The 22,684-nt window shown below is 27.6% G+C and carries 21 protein-coding genes; 20 read left to right on the plus strand and 1 reads right to left on the minus strand.

Annotated elements, in window-relative coordinates; translation table 11 throughout:
• From BN6774_RS05105 to BN6774_RS05170, 15 genes are all read left to right on the plus strand, one after another.
• Positions 1-396 (plus strand): ferritin-like domain-containing protein (locus BN6774_RS05105; RefSeq protein ID WP_066890776.1); only part of this gene is annotated, 396 nt, incomplete at its 5' end.
• A 187-nt stretch (positions 397-583) separates the two neighbouring features.
• Entirely contained in the window at positions 584-2,146 is a 1,563-nt protein-coding gene (locus BN6774_RS05110; protein WP_066890779.1) for a response regulator transcription factor, read from the plus strand.
• Positions 2,130-3,869, plus strand: a complete 1,740-nt coding sequence (locus BN6774_RS05115) for a sensor histidine kinase (protein ID WP_066890782.1) — start codon at positions 2,130-2,132, stop codon at positions 3,867-3,869. The genes BN6774_RS05110 and BN6774_RS05115 overlap by 17 nt, the downstream gene beginning before the upstream one ends.
• 245 nt (positions 3,870-4,114) lie before the next feature.
• Entirely contained in the window at positions 4,115-5,413 is a 1,299-nt protein-coding gene (locus BN6774_RS05120) for an ABC transporter substrate-binding protein (RefSeq protein ID WP_207644563.1), read from the plus strand.
• Positions 5,414-5,607: 194 nt separating this feature from the next.
• On the plus strand, positions 5,608-6,501 hold the full coding sequence (locus BN6774_RS05125) for a carbohydrate ABC transporter permease (protein ID WP_066890785.1): 894 nt from the start codon (positions 5,608-5,610) through the stop codon (positions 6,499-6,501).
• A complete protein-coding gene (locus BN6774_RS05130) occupies positions 6,494-7,300 on the plus strand; it encodes a carbohydrate ABC transporter permease (protein ID WP_066890788.1) in 807 nt (268 codons plus the stop codon). The genes BN6774_RS05125 and BN6774_RS05130 overlap by 8 nt, the downstream gene beginning before the upstream one ends.
• A 17-nt stretch (positions 7,301-7,317) precedes the next feature.
• Positions 7,318-9,333: a beta-galactosidase gene (locus BN6774_RS05135; protein WP_066890791.1), complete on the plus strand. Its 2,016-nt coding sequence runs from the start codon at positions 7,318-7,320 to the stop codon at positions 9,331-9,333.
• A 171-nt stretch (positions 9,334-9,504) separates the two neighbouring features.
• Complete coding sequence (gene cls / locus BN6774_RS05140; RefSeq protein WP_066890794.1) at positions 9,505-10,932, plus strand: cardiolipin synthase; 1,428 nt, start codon at positions 9,505-9,507, stop codon at positions 10,930-10,932.
• Positions 10,933-11,203: 271 nt separating this feature from the next.
• Positions 11,204-11,329 carry a hypothetical protein gene (locus tag BN6774_RS18925; RefSeq protein WP_268873129.1) on the plus strand — a complete coding sequence of 42 codons (126 nt, stop codon included), beginning with the start codon at positions 11,204-11,206 and terminating at the stop codon, positions 11,327-11,329.
• Positions 11,330-11,447: 118 nt separating this feature from the next.
• Positions 11,448-12,461, plus strand: coding sequence for a 3-deoxy-7-phosphoheptulonate synthase (aroF, locus tag BN6774_RS05145; protein WP_066890797.1), 1,014 nt, complete (start codon positions 11,448-11,450; stop codon positions 12,459-12,461).
• Between the two features lie 156 nt (positions 12,462-12,617).
• Positions 12,618-13,652 (plus strand): 3-dehydroquinate synthase, encoded by a 1,035-nt coding sequence (gene aroB, locus BN6774_RS05150; protein ID WP_066890800.1) that lies wholly within the window; start codon positions 12,618-12,620, stop codon positions 13,650-13,652.
• Positions 13,652-14,944 carry a 3-phosphoshikimate 1-carboxyvinyltransferase gene (gene aroA / locus BN6774_RS05155; protein ID WP_066890803.1) on the plus strand — a complete coding sequence of 431 codons (1,293 nt, stop codon included), beginning with the start codon at positions 13,652-13,654 and terminating at the stop codon, positions 14,942-14,944. Before aroB ends, aroA begins: the two co-directional genes overlap by 1 nt.
• Positions 14,922-16,004, plus strand: coding sequence for a chorismate synthase (gene aroC, locus BN6774_RS05160; RefSeq protein ID WP_066890806.1), 1,083 nt, complete (start codon positions 14,922-14,924; stop codon positions 16,002-16,004). Before aroA ends, aroC begins: the two co-directional genes overlap by 23 nt.
• Positions 16,004-17,122 (plus strand): prephenate dehydratase, encoded by a 1,119-nt coding sequence (pheA, locus tag BN6774_RS05165; protein ID WP_066890809.1) that lies wholly within the window; start codon positions 16,004-16,006, stop codon positions 17,120-17,122. Before aroC ends, pheA begins: the two co-directional genes overlap by 1 nt.
• 312 nt (positions 17,123-17,434) lie before the next feature.
• The gene (locus tag BN6774_RS05170; RefSeq protein WP_066890813.1) at positions 17,435-17,851 is read left to right on the plus strand and encodes a GNAT family N-acetyltransferase; all 417 of its coding nucleotides are present in this window, start codon (positions 17,435-17,437) and stop codon (positions 17,849-17,851) included.
• A gap of 82 nt (positions 17,852-17,933) precedes the next feature.
• On the opposite strand, the gene BN6774_RS05175 is transcribed toward BN6774_RS05170, so the two are convergent.
• Positions 17,934-18,578: a pentapeptide repeat-containing protein gene (locus tag BN6774_RS05175; RefSeq protein ID WP_066890816.1), complete on the minus strand. Its 645-nt coding sequence runs from the start codon at positions 18,576-18,578 to the stop codon at positions 17,934-17,936.
• Between the two features lie 165 nt (positions 18,579-18,743).
• Between BN6774_RS05175 and aroE the strand changes: the two genes are divergently transcribed.
• The 5 genes from aroE to BN6774_RS05200 all read left to right on the plus strand — a co-directional run bounded on the left by aroE (position 18,744) and on the right by BN6774_RS05200 (position 22,655).
• On the plus strand, positions 18,744-19,553 hold the full coding sequence (aroE, locus tag BN6774_RS05180) for a shikimate dehydrogenase (protein WP_066890819.1): 810 nt from the start codon (positions 18,744-18,746) through the stop codon (positions 19,551-19,553).
• A gap of 15 nt (positions 19,554-19,568) precedes the next feature.
• Positions 19,569-20,075 carry a shikimate kinase gene (locus tag BN6774_RS05185; protein WP_066890822.1) on the plus strand — a complete coding sequence of 169 codons (507 nt, stop codon included), beginning with the start codon at positions 19,569-19,571 and terminating at the stop codon, positions 20,073-20,075.
• Positions 20,076-20,086: 11 nt separating this feature from the next.
• Complete coding sequence (gene aroQ, locus BN6774_RS05190) at positions 20,087-20,527, plus strand: type II 3-dehydroquinate dehydratase (RefSeq protein ID WP_066890825.1); 441 nt, start codon at positions 20,087-20,089, stop codon at positions 20,525-20,527.
• A 166-nt stretch (positions 20,528-20,693) separates the two neighbouring features.
• Positions 20,694-21,707, plus strand: a complete 1,014-nt coding sequence (gene aroF, locus BN6774_RS05195) for a 3-deoxy-7-phosphoheptulonate synthase (protein WP_066890828.1) — start codon at positions 20,694-20,696, stop codon at positions 21,705-21,707.
• A 114-nt stretch (positions 21,708-21,821) separates the two neighbouring features.
• On the plus strand, positions 21,822-22,655 hold the full coding sequence (locus BN6774_RS05200) for a prephenate dehydrogenase (protein ID WP_066890829.1): 834 nt from the start codon (positions 21,822-21,824) through the stop codon (positions 22,653-22,655).
• Positions 22,656-22,684 lie beyond the last annotated feature (29 nt).

Below are 22,684 nucleotides of genomic sequence, written 5' to 3' on the forward strand. Positions count from 1 at the left end.
GATGTAGATCCAAGAATTATGGAAGGATTACAAGCTAACTTCGTAGGAGAATGTACAGAAGTAGGAATGTACTTAGCAATGTCAAGACAAGCTGATAGAGAAGGATTCCCAGAAGTTGCAGAAGCATATAAGAGAATAGCATTTGAAGAAGCAGAACACGCTGCAAAATTTGCTGAACTAATCGGAGAAGTAGTTGTAGCTGATACAAAAGCTAACTTACAAGCTAGAGTTGATGCAGAGCACGGAGCTTGCCAAGGAAAAATGGATTTAGCTAAATTAGCTAAAGAATTAAACTTAGATGCAATCCATGATACAGTTCATGAAATGTGTAAAGATGAAGCTAGACACGGACAAGCATTTAAGGGATTATTAGATAGATATTTTGGTAACAACTAGTAAAACTATTACTTATAAATAAAACCAGTTAAAGAAGCTATATAGAAGTTATTAGTACTTCATATAGCTTCTTTTTTTATTAAAAAAAAATATATATAAAGAATGTAAACAATTAACTAAATTAATTTAAAGTATGATATTATATAACTAGATAAATTTTCTATTTATAGGAGGATCAACAATTTCTATGAAAAGTTTTTATAAAGTTTTAATTGTAGATGATGAAAGTATTCTTAGAAATGGGTTAAAGCATCTTTGTAATTGGGAGGATGAAGGCTTTAAGTTAATAGGGGAAGCTGCTAATGGTAAAGAAGCATTAGAAATGATTAAAGATAAAGAGCCTAATATAGTAATAACGGATTTAATTATGCCTGAAATTGATGGTATAGAATTAGCCAAAATAATAAAAAAGGAATATCCAAGGATAAAGGTTCTTGTTTTAAGTAATATTTCTGAATTCGATTATGTAAAAGAAAGTTTTAAATATGGGATTCATGATTATTTACTCAAAACAGAGGCAAGTCCAGAAAGTATGTTACCTATCTTAAAAAATATGGTTAAAGAAATAGATAGTGATGATTTAAATGAAAATAAATATAATGAAGAAAAGGCATTAGAAGATTTAACTTTAGATTTAATACTAGAAAAAGAAATAGATGAAGAGTCTGTAGAAAAGCTATTTAAATATTTTACTTTAGAAAATTATTGTTTACTAATTTCTGAAATATATAAAGAAGATGATGATAATATAGGATTAGAAATTATTAAGGAGAAGATAAGGGATAGTATTAAAGAGACCTTAGTAGAGTATATAAAAATAACTACCTTTATTAAAAATAAAATAATTATAGTAATTAATCATAATAACCATGCTCAATTAAAAATGTTAAAGGATATAGAAATGGTTACAAAAGATATATTTGAAAATTATGAGATTAGTCCATTTATTTTAATTGAAGGTAATGATATAAAACGTAATATTCATTATTCCTATGAAGAAGCTTTGATTATAAAAAACAAATCTATTTATTTTGATAAAGCTTTAATACGGAAAAGTGATATAAAAGAAAGAAGTATAAAAATAAAGTTTGATTATGATTTATTTAATTCACTGATTGGAAAATTAGACTTTAATGGATGTATACACATAATTAAAAAATACTTAGATATAATAAAAGAAAACACTTATATGGAAGAGTATGATTTAAAAAAGTTTTGTCAAAATTTAATTTATAATGCATTAAGTAGCTTAGAAAATTATGATTCAGAATTAATTAATATATCTAAAAAGAAAATTGTATTATTTAAAAAAATAGATATAGCTAGGAGTTTTAATGAATTAGTTAATATTGTAATAGACACTTTTAAATATATAGATGACTTATCACAAAATAGCCTAAACTCAAAAAATAATAGTTATATAATAAAAATAGTTAAAGATTATGTTGATAAAAATTATAAGGATGAAATATCGGTTGCCACTATTTCAAAGGATTTAAGCATAAATTATAATTATTTATCTTATTGTTTTAAAAATGAAACTAGCGAAAATTTAAGCTCTTACATAAGCAAGGTAAGGGTAGAAAAGGCAAAAATATATTTAGAAGATTTTAAAATTCCAATAGCGAATATTAGCGAAATGGTTGGGTTTTCAGAGCATAATTATTTTTCTAAAATCTTTAAGAAATATACCTCTCTTACTCCTACAGAGTATAGAAGGATGGTAAAAATAAATGATAAGAAAAGATAGCATTTTTAACAAACTACTTTGGATTAATAGTATTTATATATCAATAATTTGTTTTATACTCACTTTATTAGCTGTAAATATTTCTAAGAAAATAATTGTAGATCAAGCTATAAAAAATTTTAGTAAAAATTATGAGTATATTCAAAAAGATTTAGTAGATTACAATTATGAAATAATACAAGCTTTAACTAAAATAAGTAAGAGTGAAGTATTTAAGGAATACTTAAGTGAACCTATAGGTGATAGTGTAAAGCAGTTTAATATGGTTGTTTCCTTAGGCAATTATATGGAGTCTAACAAAGAGTATCTAACTCCTAAGAATTCACATATTGTTGCAGTTGGAACTAATTCTATGTATTATTCTACTAATTCATTACATTGGGATATAGAACTTAAGGATGTTTTTGATAAGTTAGATATAGAAAATGGAAATAATATAGGATATAAAATAGCAGATACTTCTGATATTAAGTCCGTAAGATATAAAAAATCTCTTTTAGCAATTAAGCCCTTAATAGATAAGAATAATAAATCAAAATTATATGGACATATGTATCTAGTTATTGATGAGAGAGCAATATATAATATGTATGAAAAATATTTAACTGATGGAATGACTTTTATATTAATATCATCTGATGGACAAGTTATGTCTAGCAATGAGATAGATAAGATAACTACCTATGATTATGATTTATTAGAGAAGTGTAAAGTAAATGAAAATGGTAAACCTATTCAAATAAGAAAAGGACAATATAATCATACCTTAGTATCAAATTACATTCCATTTTTTGATGCGTATTTTATTGCTGATATAAATCATAACTCTGTATCAAATACTTTAAATAATTTAAAGTATTATATGATTATTATAATCAGTATTAGTTTATTATTGATAATTATAGCTACATACATAATATCTTATAGATTTTCTAAACCATTATTATCATTAGTAGATTTAATGTCTAAAGGAACTTTAGAGCCAATAGTAGATAATAAAAATAAGATGAAGGAAACTTATGAGATAAGAGTTCTTACAAATGCTTATGATGATATGGTAGAAAAGATAGATTATTATGTAAAAAACTTAATTTCAGAAGAAGAGGAAAGAAGAAAGGCTGAACTTAATGCTCTTCAAATGCAAATAAACCCACACTTTTTATATAATACTTTAAGTACTATAAAATATTTAGCTAGAAGTGAAAAAATAAATGAGGTAGATAAAACTATAGATGCATTAATTTCTATTCTAAGAAATACTATAGGAACTACTGAAGAAATGGCTACAATAAAATCTGAAATTGAAAATTTAGAACAATATATTTATATTAATAAATTAAGATTTCGTTCATCTACTAATGTAACATTTAAGGTTAGTGAAGATTGTAATGATATATTGATTCCTAAATTAATAATACAGCCATTTATAGAAAATGCTTTTTTCCATGCTTTTACTGGAAAATCTCAAGGTGAAATTAATATTTTTATAAATAGAAATGGAAATTTTATAATTATTGAGATAATTGATAATGGTATAGGAATGGAAGAGACTGATATAAATAAGATTAGAAGGAAAAATCTAAAGGGTGGAATAGGAATAAAAAATGTAGATGAAAGAATAAAGCTGATTTATGGAGAAGAGTTTGGGGTAAAAATAGTTAGCGAAAAAGAGTATGGAACTATTGTATCTATAAAAATACCAATAGATAAAAAAGAAAAATAAAATTTATTAACTAAAATGATAGTTTTTATAGAGATATGTTAATGGAGATAGTAAAATTTTACTATCTCCTCTTTAGGTATTACAAAAGATATATAATAATTCGTTAAAAAGTATCAATTGTATGAAAAATTACTAATAAGAATTTATGCTTATAAAATAGTAGCAAAAGAACGAAAATCTTTACTAAACGTTTTCATAAGTCGGTTGTTATTATATATGTATAAAGAGAGTTTGGAGGTATTAATATGAAAATCAAAAAATTGTTAAGCACAATTATGGCACTTACAGTAACAACTACAATTTTAGCTGGATGTGGAAATAAGTCTGAGGGGGATAAGGCCACTAGCAGCGAAGGAAATAAATTAGTTGCTTGGTGTTGGGATCAATCCTTTAATGGAGCTGCTTTAAAGATAGCTGAAGAGCTTTATAAAAAGGATAATCCAGATTTTACTTTAGAAATAGTAGATATGTCAAAGATTGATTTAGAGCAAAAGCTTAATACAAATTTAGTATCAGGAGTTACAACAGGTCTTCCAGATATAATTTTAGCAAATGATATAAATATAGCTAAATATATTAATTCATATGATGGTGCATTTGCTGATTTAAGTGGAAAAATTAATTATGATGATTTTTCTAAGTATAAAGTTGATGGTGTTACTATAAATGGAAAACAATATGCAATACCTTTTGATATAGGTTCAGCAGGTATGTTCTACAGAAGTGACTATTTAGAAGCTGCTGGATTCAAACCAGAAGATTTAGAAAATATAACTTGGGAAAGATATATTGAAATCGGTAAGGTAGTTAAAGAAAAGACTGGAAAGGATATGCTTACAGTTAACCCAAATGAAGATACATTAATTCCTATAATCTTAAACTCAGCAGGTTCTTGGTTTACTACAGAAGATAATAAACCTAACTTTGTTGGTAATAAAGCTTTAACAGAAGCATTGAAAGTATTTAAAGAATTATCAACTTCTGGAATTGCAAAACCAGTAACTGGTTGGAGTGAATTTGTTGGAAGCTTTAATAATGGTGATGTTGCTACAGTAATTTCTGCAGTATGGCAAATTCCAACTATAATGGATGCAAAGGATCAATCAGGCAAATGGGGAGTTGCTCCTATCCCAAGATTAAGTAATGTAGATGGTGCTAAAAATGCATCAAATGAAGGTGGATCTAGCTGGATGGTATTAGATTCATCAAAGAGTAAAGATTTAGCTATAGATTTCTTAGCTAAGACTATTGGAGGAAATAGTGATTTCTATTCTGAATTCTTAACTAATAATGGTGGAGTTGGATCATATACAAAGGCATTTACAAGTGAAGCATATTCTAAGGAAATAGAATTCTTTGGTGGACAAAAGGTTTATCAAATATTCTCAGAATGGTCTAAGGAAGTACCAGGAATAACTATAGGAATGTACACTCAAGAAGCAAAGGATGCTTTAAAGACAGAATTCTCTAATATAGTAAATGGTGGAGATATAAACAAGTCCTTAGAAGCTATGCAAAGCTTATTTGAGCAACAAGTACAATAGGAATGAATAATGAAGAATGTAAAATGAAGAATTTTGGAGAAAACTCCTGAAGGAGTTTTGAAAAAAATAAATAGTAATTTGGAACAAATTACATCATTAATTTTACATTCTTAATTCTTAATTTTTAATTATAAATGGGAGTTGTCTTAGGCAGCTCCCATTTATAAAAAGACAGTTTAGGATGGTGGTACTTTATGGAGAATAATTTAAATTATAAAAAGAAAAGAAAAATTAATATAAATACATGGAAATTTATATTAATCCCAACATTATTAATAGTAATATTTAGTTTTTATCCTATGATAAAAGCTCTTATCTTATCTTTTCAATCAGGAAAAGGTTTAGCTACACAATTTAGTGGTTTAAGCAATTATATTAGATTATTTAAAGATCCTGTTTTTAAACAATCTGTATTTAATACCGTGATCTATTTAATAATACAAGTTCCAATTATGCTTATTTTAGGTTTAATTATTGCTAATTTATTAAACAATAAATATATAAAGTTTAAGGGATTTTTTAGAACAGCAATATTTTTACCATGTATAACATCTTTAGTAGCTTATTCAGTATTATTTAAAAGTTTATTTTCAGTAGATGGAGTTGTAAATAAGTTTTTAATGTTTATAAATGTAATAGATCAACCTATTGCTTGGCTACTAGATCCCTTCTGGGCAAAGGTAGTTATAATTATAGCTATAACATGGAGATGGACAGGCTATAATATGATGTTTTATCTAGCAGCAATGCAAAATATAGATACTAGCATTTATGAAGCTGCAAAGGTAGATGGAGCTACAGGAATTAAACAATTCTTTAAAATAACAGTTCCAATGTTAAAACCAATAATTTTATTTACAGCAATAACATCTACAAATGGTACACTACAGTTATTTGATGAAGCTATGAACATAACTGCTGGTGGGCCAGGAAATGCAACTATGACTATATCTCAATATATATATAATTTATCCTTTGTATATACTCCTAACTTTGGATATGCAGCAACAGTTTCTTATGCAATAGTATTTATGGTGGCAATTTTAGCAATAATTCAAAGTAAAGTGGCAGGTGATAGAAATGAGTAAGAGAAATAAAGTTTTTTCATATATATTTTTAATTACTGCATCAGCATTATCAATTTTCCCATTTTTGTGGATGATTATTGGTGCAACAAATTCTTCAGTTGATATTACAAAGGGAAAGCTTTCTTTTGGTGGAGAGTTTATAAACAATATAACTAATTTGTTTAATAGTGTGGATGTAATGGCTGGAGTGATAATGTCTCTTAAGGTAGCTTTTTTAGGAACTATATTAACTCTTGTTATTTGTTCTATGGCTGGATATGGATTTGAAATATTTAAAACTAAAACAAGTGAAAAAGTAATGGGATTTGTTATGTTATCAATGATGATGCCTTTTGCAGCAATTATGGTACCTTTATTTAAGCTTTTTAGTGGAATGGGACTTTTAGATACAAGTCTAGCGTTAATTTTACCAGGAGTATCTACTGCATTTTTAATTTATTTCTTTAGACAAAATACAAAGGCCTTTCCTCGTGAAATATTAGAAGCAGCAAGAGTTGATGGAGTAGGAGAGTACGGATCATTTTTCAAAATTTATCTTCCAACCATGAAATCAACTTATGCAGCAGCAGCTATAATAACATTTATGAATTATTGGAATTCATTTTTATGGCCATTAATATCTATACAAACTCCTAGTAAGAGAACACTACCTCTTGTTATATCATCATTAGCAACAGCATATAGTCCAGATTATGGTATGATAATGGTATCAATAATAATTACAACATTACCATCGGCTTTAATTTTCTTCTTAATGCAAAAGAACTTTGTAGAAGGTATTGTTGGATCAGTTAAGTAGTAAAAGGAGAAAGTTTAATGGAAAATATATTTGATAAATTTTTACACGGAGCAGATTATAATCCAGAGCAATGGCTTGATTATCCAGAAATATTTCAAAGAGATATTGAACTTATGAAAAAAGCACATTGTAATGTTATGTCTGTTGGAATATTTTCTTGGGCAGCCCTTGAACCAGAAGAGGGAGTCTTTAATTTTGAATGGCTTGATAAAGTTATAAACACTTTATATGAAAATGGAATAAGTACAATACTTGCAACTCCAAGTGGAGCAAGACCGGCCTGGTTATCACAAAAGTATCCAGAGGTTTTAAGAGTATCAGAAACTAGAGTTAGAAACTTTCATGGATTTAGGCATAACCATTGCTATACTTCTCCTGTATATAGAGAAAAAACTAAAATTTTAAACAGTAAGTTAGCGGAAAGATATGCTAATAATCCAGCAGTTATTATGTGGCATATTTCTAATGAATTTGGAGGGGAATGTCACTGTGATCTTTGTCAAAATGAATTTAGAAAATGGCTTAAGGAAAAATATAAAACTTTAGATAATTTAAATAAAAGTTGGTGGACAACCTTTTGGAGTCATACCTTTAATTCTTGGGATCAAATAGAAAGTCCATCACCAATAGGAGAAAATCAAGTTCATGCTCTAAATATAGATTGGAAGAGATTCGTAACAGATAGGACTATAGATTTTATGAAGCATGAAATAAATACAGTTAAAAAGTATAATCCTAATATTCCAGCAACTACTAATTTTATGTATTATTATGAAGGGTTAAACTATTTTAAGTTTAAGGATTATGTAGATGTTGTATCATATGATTCATATCCTGAATGGCATAGTGAGGATAATATAGAAGTTGCATATAGAGTAGCTGCATACTTTGATATTATGAGAAGTATAAAAGGAAAGCCATTTATGCTTATGGAAAGTACTCCAAGTATGACTAATTGGCAAAGCGTCAGTAAATTAAAGAAGCCTGGCATGCATAAATTATCCTCAATGCAAGCAGTAGCACATGGATCAAATACAGTACAATATTTTCAATGGAGAAAAAGTAGAGGTTCAAGTGAAAAATTGCATGGAGCTGTTGTAGATCATTATGGAAAAGAAGACAATAGAGTATTTAATGATGTAAAAGAGGTTGGAATAACATTAGAATCTATTAATAAAATAATTAATACTAATGTTAAAGCAGATGTAGCTATAGTTTATGATTGGGAAAATATGTGGGCTTTAAATGATTCTCAAGGGCCAAGAAATATAGGTTTAAATTATAATGATATAGTTATGGATTACTATAAGGTACTTTGGGAGCAAGGTATAAATGTTGATTTTGTAGATATGGAATGTAGCATTGATAAATATAAATTAGTCATTGCACCATTATTATATATGACTAGAAATAATTTTCAAGATAAGATTAGAGATTTTGTGAAAAATGGTGGAAACTTTGTAATGACTTACTTCTCAAGTATAGTAAATGATACTGATCTTTGTTATCTTGGGGGGTTCCCAGGAGAACTTATGGATGTATTTGGAATAAGAAGCGAAGAAGTTGATGCTTTATACGAATATGAAAAAAATGAAGTTAAATTATATAAGAATAATAAATTATATAATTGTACACAAATATGTGATTTAATCCATGTAAAAGAAGCAGAAGTTTTAGCAGAGTATAATGAAGATTTCTACAAGGGAAGAGCAGCCTTAACAAAAAATTCCTTTGGAAAGGGAAAGGCTTATTATATATGTTCTAGGATGGAAGAAGATTTTAACAAAGAGTTTTTTCATAGTTTAGTAAATGAATTAGAAATAGATAAAAAACTGAAAATAAATTTACCAAGAGGAATAACACTTTCTACAAGGGAAAATAGTAATGAAAAGTACTTCTTTTTACAAAATTATTTGGATGAAGAAAAAGAAGTTGATTTTGAAAAATATACTTTAAGAGACGTAGTAACCGGAAAATATTATAGTGGTAAGGTGAAATTAAAACCATATGAAGTGTTAATATTAGAATATTAATTTAGAAAAAAGTAGTGAATTTAAAAGAAAAGTTCACTACTTTTTAAATTTATACAAAAAATTAACATTAATGTAATACTAAAAATAAACTATTTACTTTAAATATTGGTAAAATCAATTATAATTAAATGATAAGAGAATTGTTAAAAAATAAAGATTGAGGTGAAATAAATGCATGCATCGGTTTTGTTAATAATAGCTTATGCTATTAATATTATATCTGCTTTATCCTTAATATTTATAGAACGTAAGGAGCCTACTACTACATGGGCATGGTTATTGATTTTATTAATATTACCTGGAGTAGGATTTATATTATATTTATTATTTGGTCAAAATTTAAGTAGACAAAAGATTTTTAAAGAAAAAAAAGGAAGCGATGAAAGAAAGTCAAGGGAACTACAAGATAAGTTTAAAGAAGAAAAACGAAATGGTAATATATCAGAAGAGTTTATGGAGCTTATTAAGATGAATTATAATCATTCAGGAGCTTTATATACTACAGGAAATAGTATTGAAACTTTTATAAATGGTGAAGATAAATTCGAAAGATTGATAAGAGACATAAAAGCAGCAAAGAATTTTATTCATATTGAATATTACATATTTAGATTAGACGCCTTAGGAAAAACAATAATTGAAGAACTTAAAAAGAAAGTAGATGAAGGTGTAGAAGTTAGACTTTTAGTAGATGGAATGGGCTCTAAAAGTTTAAGGGGAAAACAAATAAAATATATTAGAAGTCTAGGAATAAAATTTCATGTATTTTTTCCAGGAATTTTGCCTTATATAAATATTCGTTTAAATTTTAGAAATCATAGAAAAATAGTTGTTATAGATGGTAAGGTAGGATACGTAGGAGGGTTCAATGTAGGTAATGAGTATGTAAATAAGGGAAATCAGTTTGATTTTTGGAGAGATACTCATGTAAGAGTTCAAGGAGAAGCTGTAAATGAATTAAATAAAAGATTTATATTAGACTGGGATTATGCTTCAGAAGGTGAACTTAAAGATTATAGTAAATATTTTGTAAATGAAAAAGAGTATGGTGATATTGGAATTCAAATAATATCTTCAGGTCCAGATCATAAGGAAGAATATATTAAAAATGCATATATGAAAATAATTAATAATGCTAAGAATAATGTATATATTCAAACACCATATTTAGTACCAGATGAACCAATGAAGGAAGCTATAAAAATTGCTGCTTTATCAGGAATAGACGTTAGAATTATGGTTCCTGGAAAACCAGATCATTTCTTTATGGAATGGATTTTAAGTGCTAATATGGGAGAGCTTCTAGAATGTGGAGTTAAAATATATAGATATCAAAAAGGATTTATTCATTCCAAAACTATAGTTGCAGATGGGAAAGTTTCAAGTATTGGAACAGCAAATTTAGATATAAGAAGCTTCCAACTTAATTTTGAAATTAATGCAATCATATTTGATAAAGATTTTGCTAAAGAGCAAGAAAAAATTTTTGAAAATGATATAGAAAACTGTAAATTAGTTACTTTAGAAGAGTATAGTAATAGAGGAAAAAGTATAAGAATAAAAGAAGCTTTGATAAGTTTAATAGGACCAATATTATAAAAATGCGAGCGTTTTTATAATTAAAAATTAAAAATTAAGAATGTAGAATTAAGGAAAAAAATCCTTCGGATTTTTACAGAAGGTGCTTTGCACCAATTTAAATTAATTTTTGCTGTGCAAAACACCATGAAATTTTCCTTCTTCCTTCTACATTCTTTATTTAAGATTGCTTCGAAATCTTATACAAGTGTGAAAATATTCAAAAAATATTGACATTGAAATATGCTTTGGTATAATTATGAGAAAGAATTCAAATTTATGGGAGGACTTTATGAAAAGAATTGCAAGTATAATAGCAAAATTTAATAGCTTTTTTTACTTTACATTCTGGGGCTTTTTCTTTAGCGCTGGCTATTTCTTTTGCAAAAAAAATAATTCTTTTCAAGTGAGTTTTTAATATAAATTTATATATTTTTTGATGATAAATATATGGTGATTATTATAAGAGGACTCCTTGGAGTTCTCTTTTTTTAATATAAAAATAAATAATAATAGAAAAAGAGGGGGCTTTATTCATGGTAATAATTTTAAAACCAAGAACTAAAGAAGAAGAAATTAAAAGATTAACAGAGGAATTAGAAAAAGAAGGTGTAAAGGTAAATCCTGTAGTTGGTTCTGATTTAATTATATTAGGACTTGTAGGTGATACTAGCAAAATTGATCCTTTAAAGATTGAAGCAAAGGATATAGTTGAAAGGGTAATGCATGTTCAAGAACCTTTTAAAAAGGCTAATAGATTATTCCATCCAGATAATACTATTGTTAATGTCAAAGGGCAAGAAATTGGTGGAAATAAAATTTCTATGATAGCAGGGCCTTGTTCTGTTGAAAGTGAAGAGCAATTAACTTTTATTGCTGAAGAGGTTAAGAAATTAGGGGCAAATTTCTTAAGAGGTGGTGCATTTAAACCAAGAACTTCACCATATAGTTTCCAAGGCTTAAAGCATGATGGACTTGAACTATTAAAAATTGCTAGAGAAAAAACTGGATTACCTATAGTTACGGAAATTATGTCTCCATATGATGTTGAAATCTTTGAAAAAGATGTGGATGTTATTCAAGTTGGTGCAAGAAATATGCAAAACTTTGATTTATTAACTGAATTAGGAAGAACAAGTAAGCCAATACTATTAAAAAGAGGATTATCTGCTACAATAGAAGAATGGTTAATGTCAGCAGAATATATAATGGCAGGTGGAAATGAAAATGTAATTCTTTGTGAAAGAGGAATAAGAACCTTTGAAACTTACACAAGAAATACCTTGGATTTAAGTGCAATACCAGCAATTAAAAAGTTGAGTCATTTACCTGTTATAGTTGATCCAAGTCATGCTACAGGAAAGAGATTTATGATATCTCCTCTTGCCAAAGCAGCAATAGCAGTAGGGGCTGATGGACTTATAATTGAAGTTCATAATAACCCAGAAAAGGCTCTTTGTGATGGACCACAATCAATAAGGCCAGATCATTACGAAACACTAGTTCAAGAACTAAGAGCAATTGCAGGAGCGGTTGGAAGAGAGTTATAATAATTGATAATGTATAATGCATAATGGATAATTTTGATGAAATTCAGCTTATGCTGAATTTCTGAATTAAATTTATAACAAGTTAGTTTTGCTAAGTTGTTTCCTAAATTATGCATTATCAATTACTAATTATCCATTGAAGAAGGGGTGTTTTTAATGAAGTTAACTGTAGATTTGGAGTCTAATAGTTATGATATAATTATAGAAAAGGGTGTACTTAATAATATATCTAGTGAGATAAAAGAAGTATTTAATGGGAATAAAATATTTGTTTTAACAGATAAAAATGTTGATAGATTTTATGGTGAGAAAGTTGTAAGTAATTTAGAATCTGATGGGTATGAAGTTAGAAAATTGGTTTTAGAACCTGGTGAGGAAACTAAATCCTTTTTTACTTTGCCAAAGGTTTATGATGAACTTTTAAATTTTAAAGTAACTAGAAGTGATTTATTATTAACATTAGGTGGGGGAGTAATTGGAGATTTAGGTGGCTTTGTTGCATCTACTTATTTAAGGGGAATTCCCTTTATACAATGTCCAACATCACTTTTAGCTCAAGTAGATAGTAGTGTAGGTGGTAAGGTTGGAGTAGATTTAGATAAAGGAAAAAACTTAGTTGGAAGTTTTTATCAACCTAAAAAGGTTATAATAGATACTAACGTTTTAGAATCATTAAATGAAAGAGTATTTAATGATGGAATGGCTGAAGTTATTAAATATGGATGTATTAAAGATGGAGAGTTTTTTTATAATCTTCTAAATTATAAAAATAAAGAAGAAGTTATGAACAATATTGAGTATATTATTCACAATTGTTGCACAATTAAAAAAGAAGTTGTGGAAAAAGATGAGAGAGATACTGGAGAAAGAATGCTTCTAAATTTTGGTCATACAATAGGTCATGCAATAGAACAGTATTATAACTATAACAAATATACTCATGGGGAAGCAGTGGCTATAGGGATGTATGAAATAACTAAGATAAGTGAGTCCCTAGGAGAAACTAAGGCTGGCACATCGGAAATAATAAAGAATATACTAGTAAAGTATAATCTACCTTATAAATTAGATGTAGCTTTAAGTGAAATAAAAGAAGCAATTTCTTTAGATAAAAAGAATTTAGGTAAAAAACTTAACCTAATATTTATCAGTAAAATAGGAGAAAGTAAAATAGTGAAAGGAGGAATTTGATGAGGGCCATAGAAATTCAAAATAATAAATTAAAGGGTATAGTAAAAGTTCCTCCATCAAAGAGTATGGCACATAGGGCTATAATTTGTGCAGCTCTTGGAAGTGGTGTTTCTATTATTGAAAATATTGATTATTCAGATGATATTAATGCAACTATAGATGGAATGATATCTTTAGGTGCATCTATTGAAAAAGATAATGATAAATTAACTGTTAGAGGAGCTTTTCATGAAGAAAGTAATAAAAATACAGTTAGAGTCATTGACTGTAATGAATCTGGATCAACATTAAGATTTTTAGTACCTGTATCGTTACTATTCTCTGGGATAACAAAGTTTGTTGGAAGAGGGAATTTAGGAAAAAGACCACTAGACACCTATTACGATATTTTTAAAGAGCAAGGAATTAAATATAGTACTTTAGATGGTAAATTAAACTTAATGGTGAAGGGGCTTTTAAGTAGTGGAGAATTTTCATTGCCAGGAAATATAAGCTCTCAATTTATAACAGGACTTTTATTTACATTACCTTTATTAGATGGTGATTCTAAAATAATAATTACTACAGAACTTGAGTCTAAGGGCTATATAGACTTAACTTTATCATGTATGAGGGATTTTGGGATTTCAATAGAGAATAAAGATTATAAAGAGTTTATAATTAAAGGAAATCAGGGCTATGTTTCCAGAAATTATAGAGTAGAAGGAGATTATTCTCAAGGTGCATTTTATCTTTGTGCAAATGCATTAGGTTCTGATGTTGAAGTTACTGATTTGAGAGAAGATTCCCTTCAAGGAGATAAGGAAGTAATAGATATTTTAGAAAGAATGGGAGTTAATTTCACTTATGGAGATAAAGTAACTTGTGAAGTTTCCAATGAATTGGGGGCTACTCTAATAGATGCATCCCAATGTCCAGATATAATTCCTGTAATTTCATTAGTTGCAGCATTATCAAAGGGAAGAACTGAAATTATTAATGCAGGTAGATTAAGAATAAAAGAATGTGATAGATTAAAGGCAGTAGCAACTGAGCTTAATAAGCTTGGTGCTAAAATAGAAGAAAAATCAGAGGGGCTAGTAATACATGGTGTTCAAGAATTAGAAGGCGGAGTAGAAGTTTGGAGCTGGAAGGATCATAGAATAGCCATGACTTTAGCAATAGCAGCAACTAGGTGTAAAAGGCCTATTATTATTAAGGATTATGATTGTGTAGCTAAATCTTATCCTAAATTTTTTGAAGATTACAAGAAACTAGGAGGGGCTATAAATGAGTGGAGTATGGGGGAGTAATATAAAGATATCCATATTTGGAGAATCTCATGGGAATGCTATAGGAGTAAATATAGATGGACTTCCATCAGGATTTGAAATAAATATGGATAAGGTGCTTTTAGAAATGGAAAGAAGGGCACCAGGAAAAAATCAGTTGTCAACAGCTAGAAAAGAAGCAGATTTACCAGAAATTCTAAGTGGGTTTTTCCAAGGTAAAACTACAGGGACTCCTCTTTGTGCAATTATTAGAAACAGTGATACTAGATCTAAGGATTATGCAAAAACCAAGGACTTTATGAGACCAGGTCATGCTGATTATACTGGATATGAAAGATACTTAGGTTTTAATGATTATAGAGGTGGTGGACATTTTTCAGGAAGAATTACAGCACCTCTAGTATTTGCTGGGGCTATTTGTAAGCAAATACTAGAATCACAAGGAATATTTATAGGAGCTCATATTTCATCTATAAAGGATATAAATGATGAAGTTTTTAATGAAGTAAGTATATCTAAAGATGAATTAGATACTTTAAGAGCTATGGAGCTACCTTTAATAAATAGATCATTGGAAGATAAGATAAGACATACTATTATGCAAGCAAAATATGATGGTAATTCAGTAGGAGGAACTATTGAATGTGCAATTGTAGGGATAGAGGCTGGAGTTGGAAATCCATTTTTTGATTCAGTAGAATCTACTTTAGCTCATCTTATGTTTTCAATTCCTGCAATTAAAGGAATTGAATTTGGAAAGGGCTTTGATATAACTAAGCTTTATGGATCAGAAGCTAATGATGAGTATTATTATAATGAAGGTTTTGTAAAAACAAAGACTAATAATAATGGTGGAGTTCTTGGAGGAATAACCAATGGAATGCCAATATTATTTAAGGTAGCCGTTAAGCCAACTGCATCTATTTTAAAAGAACAAGATACCATAGATATTAAAGAAAAAAAGGATGTTAAATTTAGAATTGAAGGAAGACATGACCCTTGTATAGTACAAAGAGCAGTCCCTGTAGTAGAGGCTGTTACTGCAATAGGTATACTAGATTTAATAAAGGGGAGATACTAATGGTAAGTCTAGAAGACTATAGAAAAGAGATAGATTCTATAGATAAAGAATTAATATCATTATTTGAAAAGAGAATGAATATTGCTATTAAGGTTGGGGAATATAAAAAGGAAAGAAATCTTCCAATATTTAATGGTAAAAGAGAAGAGGAAGTCATAGAAAAAAATATAAATCTTCTTAAAAATAAGGATTATAGTGATATTACTCGAAGTTTTTTTGAAAAAATTATGGAACTTAGTAGGTGTCTTCAAGCTGATTTATTTAAAGAAAATAATAATGTTTCAAGAGAAAATTTGTCAGAAGAAGTTAGGATAGGATATCAAGGGGTAGAAGGTTCTTTTAGTGAAGAAGCTTTAATAAAGTATTTTAATAAGAGTATAGGAACTAAAAACTATGAAGAGTTTATTGATGTGTTTAAGGCATTAGAAAATAATGAAATAGAGTATGCTATATTGCCTATAGAAAATTCATATACTGGAGCTATTACTGAAGTTTATGACCTATTAGTAAAATACAATTTTTATATAATAGGTGAAGAATGTATAAAAATAGATCAACACCTTATGGGGTTAGAAGGAAGTAATATAAATAATATTGAAGAGATATATTCTCATCCACAAGGTTTTGCTCAAAGTAAGAGTTTTTTAAGTAAGTATGAAGGTGTTAAGCTTATTCCATATCATAATACAGCCATAAGTGCAAAGTTAGTATCAGAATTAAAGGATATAAAAAAGGCTGCTATTGGAAGTAAGCGAGCAGCAGAAATCTACGGATTAAGTATTTTAAGAGAAGGTATTAATGATAAAAAGGACAATCATACTAAATTTATAATTATAGGTAAAAAATTAAAATATAGTGATGATTTTAATAAGATTAGTGTAGTATTTTCTTTAGAAGATAAAGCAGGAACTTTATACAAGCTTTTAAGACATTTTGCAGAAAATAATATTAATATGATAAAGATAGAGTCAAGGCCTAATAAACATGAGTCATGGAAGTACTTACTTTATGTTGATTTTGAAGGTAATTTAAAAGATAATTTAGTTAAAAATGCTTTAGATCTTATAGAAAAAAATAGTGGATACTTTAAGATTATAGGAAATTATAAAAGAACATAGGAATAAAAATGATTACATTTTTATAAGGTCCAATGATTTAGAATCATTGGACCTTAGTTCATAATATTTTAAATATATTCTCTAAATTGAAATCTACATTTCTAATGTTTTTATTATTTATTTTAACTTTTGATTTGCAGAATTAAATATTTTAAAAATTAATAAAAAATAGTGGAAATTGTAAACGTATAAGTGTATAATAAGTGTAAGATAAATTTTCAGAATTTTCGGTAAATTATTATTTTGATAAATTTTTATATCAAATTGATAATAGATTTTAAGAAAAGGTTTACTAATAAGGGGGACATTTATATGGTAGGTTTTGATATAAGAAATATAGTAAAAGAGGACTTGGAAGGGGTATTTAGGCTAAATAATAGTTTTGATTCTTCAGTAATTAATTATCAAAATGAATATAAAGAACATAGAACTTTAGTTGCCCAATTAAATGATGATATTATAGGATATATAAAATATGAAATTTTGAATGATGAAACTTGCAAGAAAATTTTATCTATAAATGAAGTTTTAGTAGATGAAAAGTATAGGGGATTAGGAGTAGGTCATCAACTTATGGTGGAAGCTGAAAAAATGGCTAAAGATTATAATATAACTTCATTAGTTGTATTAAATAATAATTATTTAGAAGAAGAGGTGATGTTTTACAAGAGACAAGGATTTAATTTAAATATAGATAGGAGGTATGAAAAAAAATATTATATTCAATAAAAATAAGGTAGCATGAATTGATTGTTTAAATTAATTTATGCTACCTTTATTTATTAAATTTTTACTTCAAATTTTATAATTATTATATTGATATATTTTTAATGAATTTTATTAAATAACTTAAGGTATAAAAATCTCTATCTAAGTCAGTACTGATTAAATTCAATCCTTTAATTAATGTTTCCTCATCAAAGTTTTCAAGTAAAATCATAAGACTTAGTGAATTTATATTTCCTTCCTTTGTATCTAGTACTCTTGAAGATTTAACATATTTATTGTTTAAAGCCTTTAAAGTTGCATCTTTAAGTTCATTACTTATTTCTATTTTAGGCATTTCATCATAAATTCTTATTTCAGGATCATTAATATTTATATTTTTTGCCTTGCTTATATCTGTTGAAACAAATATAGTATTTTTAAATTTTGCATCTTTAAAATCAACATTGTCTAGTCTTACTGAATCAAATATAGTATTTTCAAAGTTTGCGTTTTTAAAATTGCTTTTTTTAAAATTACTACCTATAAATTCAGTAAATTTAAAGCTACATTTTAAAAAGCTAGATGATTTAAAATGTGCTCCTCTAAAATTTACATAATCAAAATTTGAACCGGAAAAATTACAGTTATAGCAGTTGCTTCTTTCAAGATTTTGATACATAAAGTTCTTATCTTTTTTTTCTATATTATCATAATTAAAATTTCCTTTAGTAGTTTGGGTTTTAGCCATTAGTACCTCCATAATAAATTATTTTTAGTGATTAACTAATATTACCACAGAAATAAACAAATGTCATATAGTTATAGCTTAGTTGTTATCATGGAATAAGGAGTATTATATTTAATTATCAATATGTTATAATTAATATTATGTTTTTAGCAAGGGGGCAATAATATGGAGTTTTATGGACTATTAGGTGAAAAACTTTCTCATAGTTTATCACCTGAAATTCATAGTGAGATTTTAAAAGCAATAGATAAATCAGGGGCGTATAAGTTATTTGAAGTAGAAAAAGATAATCTAAATAACTTTACAAAAGCAATAAAATTGTTAAAGGTAAAGGGATGTAATGTAACTATACCTTATAAGAAAGATATAATAAAATATGTTGATGTATTATCAGAAGAGGCTAAGAAAATAGGAGCAATAAATACTATTTATTTAAAAGAAAATAAGCTTTATGGATATAACACAGATTATTTTGGATTTGGTTATATGCTTCAGGTAAGTGATATAGAGGTTAATAATAAGATTATAGTTATTTTAGGTAATGGAGGAGCTTCAAGAGCCGTACTTCATTACTTATTAGATAATGGAGCTAATAAAATTTATATAGTAAGTAGGAATCCTAATAGCGAAGAATTTAAATATAATAATGTGAAAGTAATTAGTTATGAAGATTTGAAAGAATTAAAGGGAGATATATTAATTAATTCTACACCAGTTGGCATGTATCCCAATACAGAAAATTCTCCAGTTTCTAAGAAAGTTATAGATAACTTTAATTCCTTAGTAGATTTAATTTATAATCCAATGGAAACTAAGTTTTTATCTTTGGGAAGAGAGTTAAATAAAAAAACAGTAGGTGGACTATATATGCTTGTAGGGCAAGCTGTTAAGGCTCAGGAAATTTGGCAAGAAACCTCTATAAGTGAAGAAATACTAAGAAATGTTTATAATATAGTAAAAGAGAATTTTATTTAACTTGAGGAGAAGAAGATGGAAAAGGATATAATTCTATTAATAGGTATGCCTGGGTGTGGAAAGACAACAATAGGTAAAGAAGTAGCTAAGAAGATTAGTTATAATTTTTGTGATATGGATAGTTATATAGAGGAAATATCTAAAAGTACTGTTAAAGAGTTATTTAATATAAGTGAAGAAATTTTTAGAAATTATGAAAGCAGAGCTTGCAAGGAATTAAGTGATTTAAATGAAAAAGCAATAATTTCTAGCGGGGGAGGAGTTATAAAAAGAAAAGAAAACATAGATTTTTTCAAGGACAAAGGAGTTATAATATTTATAGATAGACCTATAGAAAATATTATAAGTGATGTTGACACATCTTCAAGACCTTTATTAAAAGATGGAAAGACTAAACTTTACAACCTATATTCAGAAAGATATAATTTATATAATGATTATTGCCAATACAAAATAACTAATGATAAAGATATAGAAGATACTATAAATAAAGTTATAGAAATAATAAAAAGTAATAAATAAAGGGGGTAATTATGAAGATACTAGTTATAAATGGGCCTAACTTAAATATGGTTGGAATAAGAGAAAAAGGCATATATGGAACTAGAGATTTTCAAGATATTTGTAACTATATTAAAAAAGAGGGGCAAAAAAGAAATATAGATATTGACTTATATCAAAGTAATATTGAAGGTGAAATAATTAATGAAATTCATAAAGCTTATTATGAAAAGTATGATGGAATAATTATTAATCCGGGAGCTTTTACACACTACAGCTATGCTATTTTTGATGCTATAAAGGCTGTTAATATTAATACTGTGGAAGTTCACTTATCTAATATACACGCAAGGGAAGAGTTTAGGCATAAATCAGTTATTGCACCAGCATGTATAGGTCAAATTTGTGGTTTTAAAGAATTTGGTTATGTTATGGCTATGGAAGCAATAGTTAGAATGAAAAGTGAAGAATGAATAATGAAGAATTAATGAGTAAACTCCTTCGGAGTTTAGAAAGGTAAAAAATAAATTGCACAGCAATTTATAGGTTTAATAACTCAGCTATGCTGAGTTATATCAATAATTTTTAATTTTAAATTTTTCATTATTAATTTAAAACGTAGTATGGAGGGATAGTAAAATGATAATTGTAATGAACGCAAATTGTTCAGAAAGTGAAGTATTGAAGGTTAAGAGGGAATTAGAGAGTAGAGGGTTAGGTGTTCATCTATCTCAAGGAGAAACATTTTGTATAATAGGTGTAGTTGGAGAAACTAGAGCTATTGATTCAAATAAACTTCTAAGATTTTCTGGTGTAGATAAAATTCTTAAGGTAGAAGAGCCTTATAAGAAAGCAAATAGATTATTTAAACCAGAGGATACTGTTATAGATGTAAAGGGTAGTTTAATTGGAGGAAATAATTTAGCTATTATGGCTGGACCATGCTCAGTTGAAAGTGAAGAACAAATAATAGAAATAGCTAAAAGTGTTAAAGAGTCAGGAGCAACCTTTTTAAGAGGTGGTGCTTTTAAACCTAGAACATCTCCATATAGTTTTCAAGGGCTAGAATTAGAAGGATTAGAGCTTTTAAAGAAGGCAAGAGAAGCTACAGGACTACCAATAGTAACGGAAATAATGTCAACTGACTATATAGATGTTTTTGAAAGAGATGTTGATATAATTCAAGTTGGTGCAAGAAATATGCAAAACTTCGATTTATTAAAGCAATTAGGTAAAACTAATAAAGCTATTTTATTAAAGAGAGGTTTATCAGCAACAATAGAAGAATGGCTTATGTCAGCTGAATATATAATGGCTGCTGGAAATGAAAATGTAATTCTTTGTGAAAGAGGAATAAGAACTTTTGAAAACTACACAAGAAATACTTTGGATTTAAGTGCAATTCCAGTAGTTAAAAGAAAATCACATTTGCCGGTAATAGTAGATCCAAGCCATGCAGCTGGATACTGGTACCTTGTAGAGCCTTTAGCAAAGGCAGCAATAAGTGCAGGAGCTGATGGACTTATGATAGAAGTTCATAACAATCCACAATGTGCATTAAGCGATGGTCAACAATCAGTAAAACCAGAATCCTTTAAGAATATTATGGATAAGGTAAAAATATTAGCACAAATGGAAGGGAAAAGAGTTTAATTAATAATGAAAAATGAAGAATGAAAAATTATGGAGGAAATTCAGCTTAGGCTGAATTTCAACATTAATTTTACATTTTACATTATTAATTTTACATTCAATTTGGGGTGTTGTATGAAAATTTTAATAGTAGGGCTTGGTGTTATTGGCGGTAGCTATGCAATGGCACTTCAAGCAGCAGGTTATGAAGATGTTTATGGAATAGACAGTAATATGGAAACATTAAAAAAAGCAGAAGGTTTAGGAATAATTAAAAAAGGGTATGTAGGTGGAAAGGATATTATAAAAGAAGCTGATTTAATTATTATTTCTCTTTATCCAAGGTTAGTTAAAGATTTTATAGAGGACAATAAAAAGTTATTTAAGGAAGGTTCTATAATAACAGATGCCACTGGAATAAAGGGACACTTTATTGATGATATCTTAGATATATTACCAAATAAAGTGGATTTTATTTTTGGACATCCTATGGCTGGTAGAGAAAAAAGAGGCATAGATTATGCATCTAAAGAAGTTTTTAATGGAGCTAATTATTTAATAACCATAACTGATAGAAATAAAGAAGATAATATAAAGACTTTAGAAAAAATTATTTATGAAATGGGATTTAATAAGATAAAAAGAATTAATCCTGAATATCATGATAAAATGATTGCCTTTACTAGTCAGTTACCTCATGCAATTGCAGTTGCTTTAATTAACAGTGACGAGGAAGGACGAGATACTGGAAGCTTTATTGGAGATAGTTATAGGGATTTAACGAGAATAGCTAATATTAATGAAGAATTATGGAGTGAATTATTTTTTAGTAATAAGGATAATCTAATTGATGTTATTGATAACTTTTTATTAGAAATAAACAACTTAAAAAAGGCTTTAAATGAAAATAATGAAGAATATTTAAAAGAGTTATTTATAAAATCAACTAAAAGAAGAGAAAAACTATAGTATAATTTTGAAAAGCAAAATTATAAATG

The organism is Clostridium nigeriense, from assembly GCF_900086595.1.
Lineage (GTDB): Bacteria > Bacillota > Clostridia > Clostridiales > Clostridiaceae > Clostridium > Clostridium nigeriense.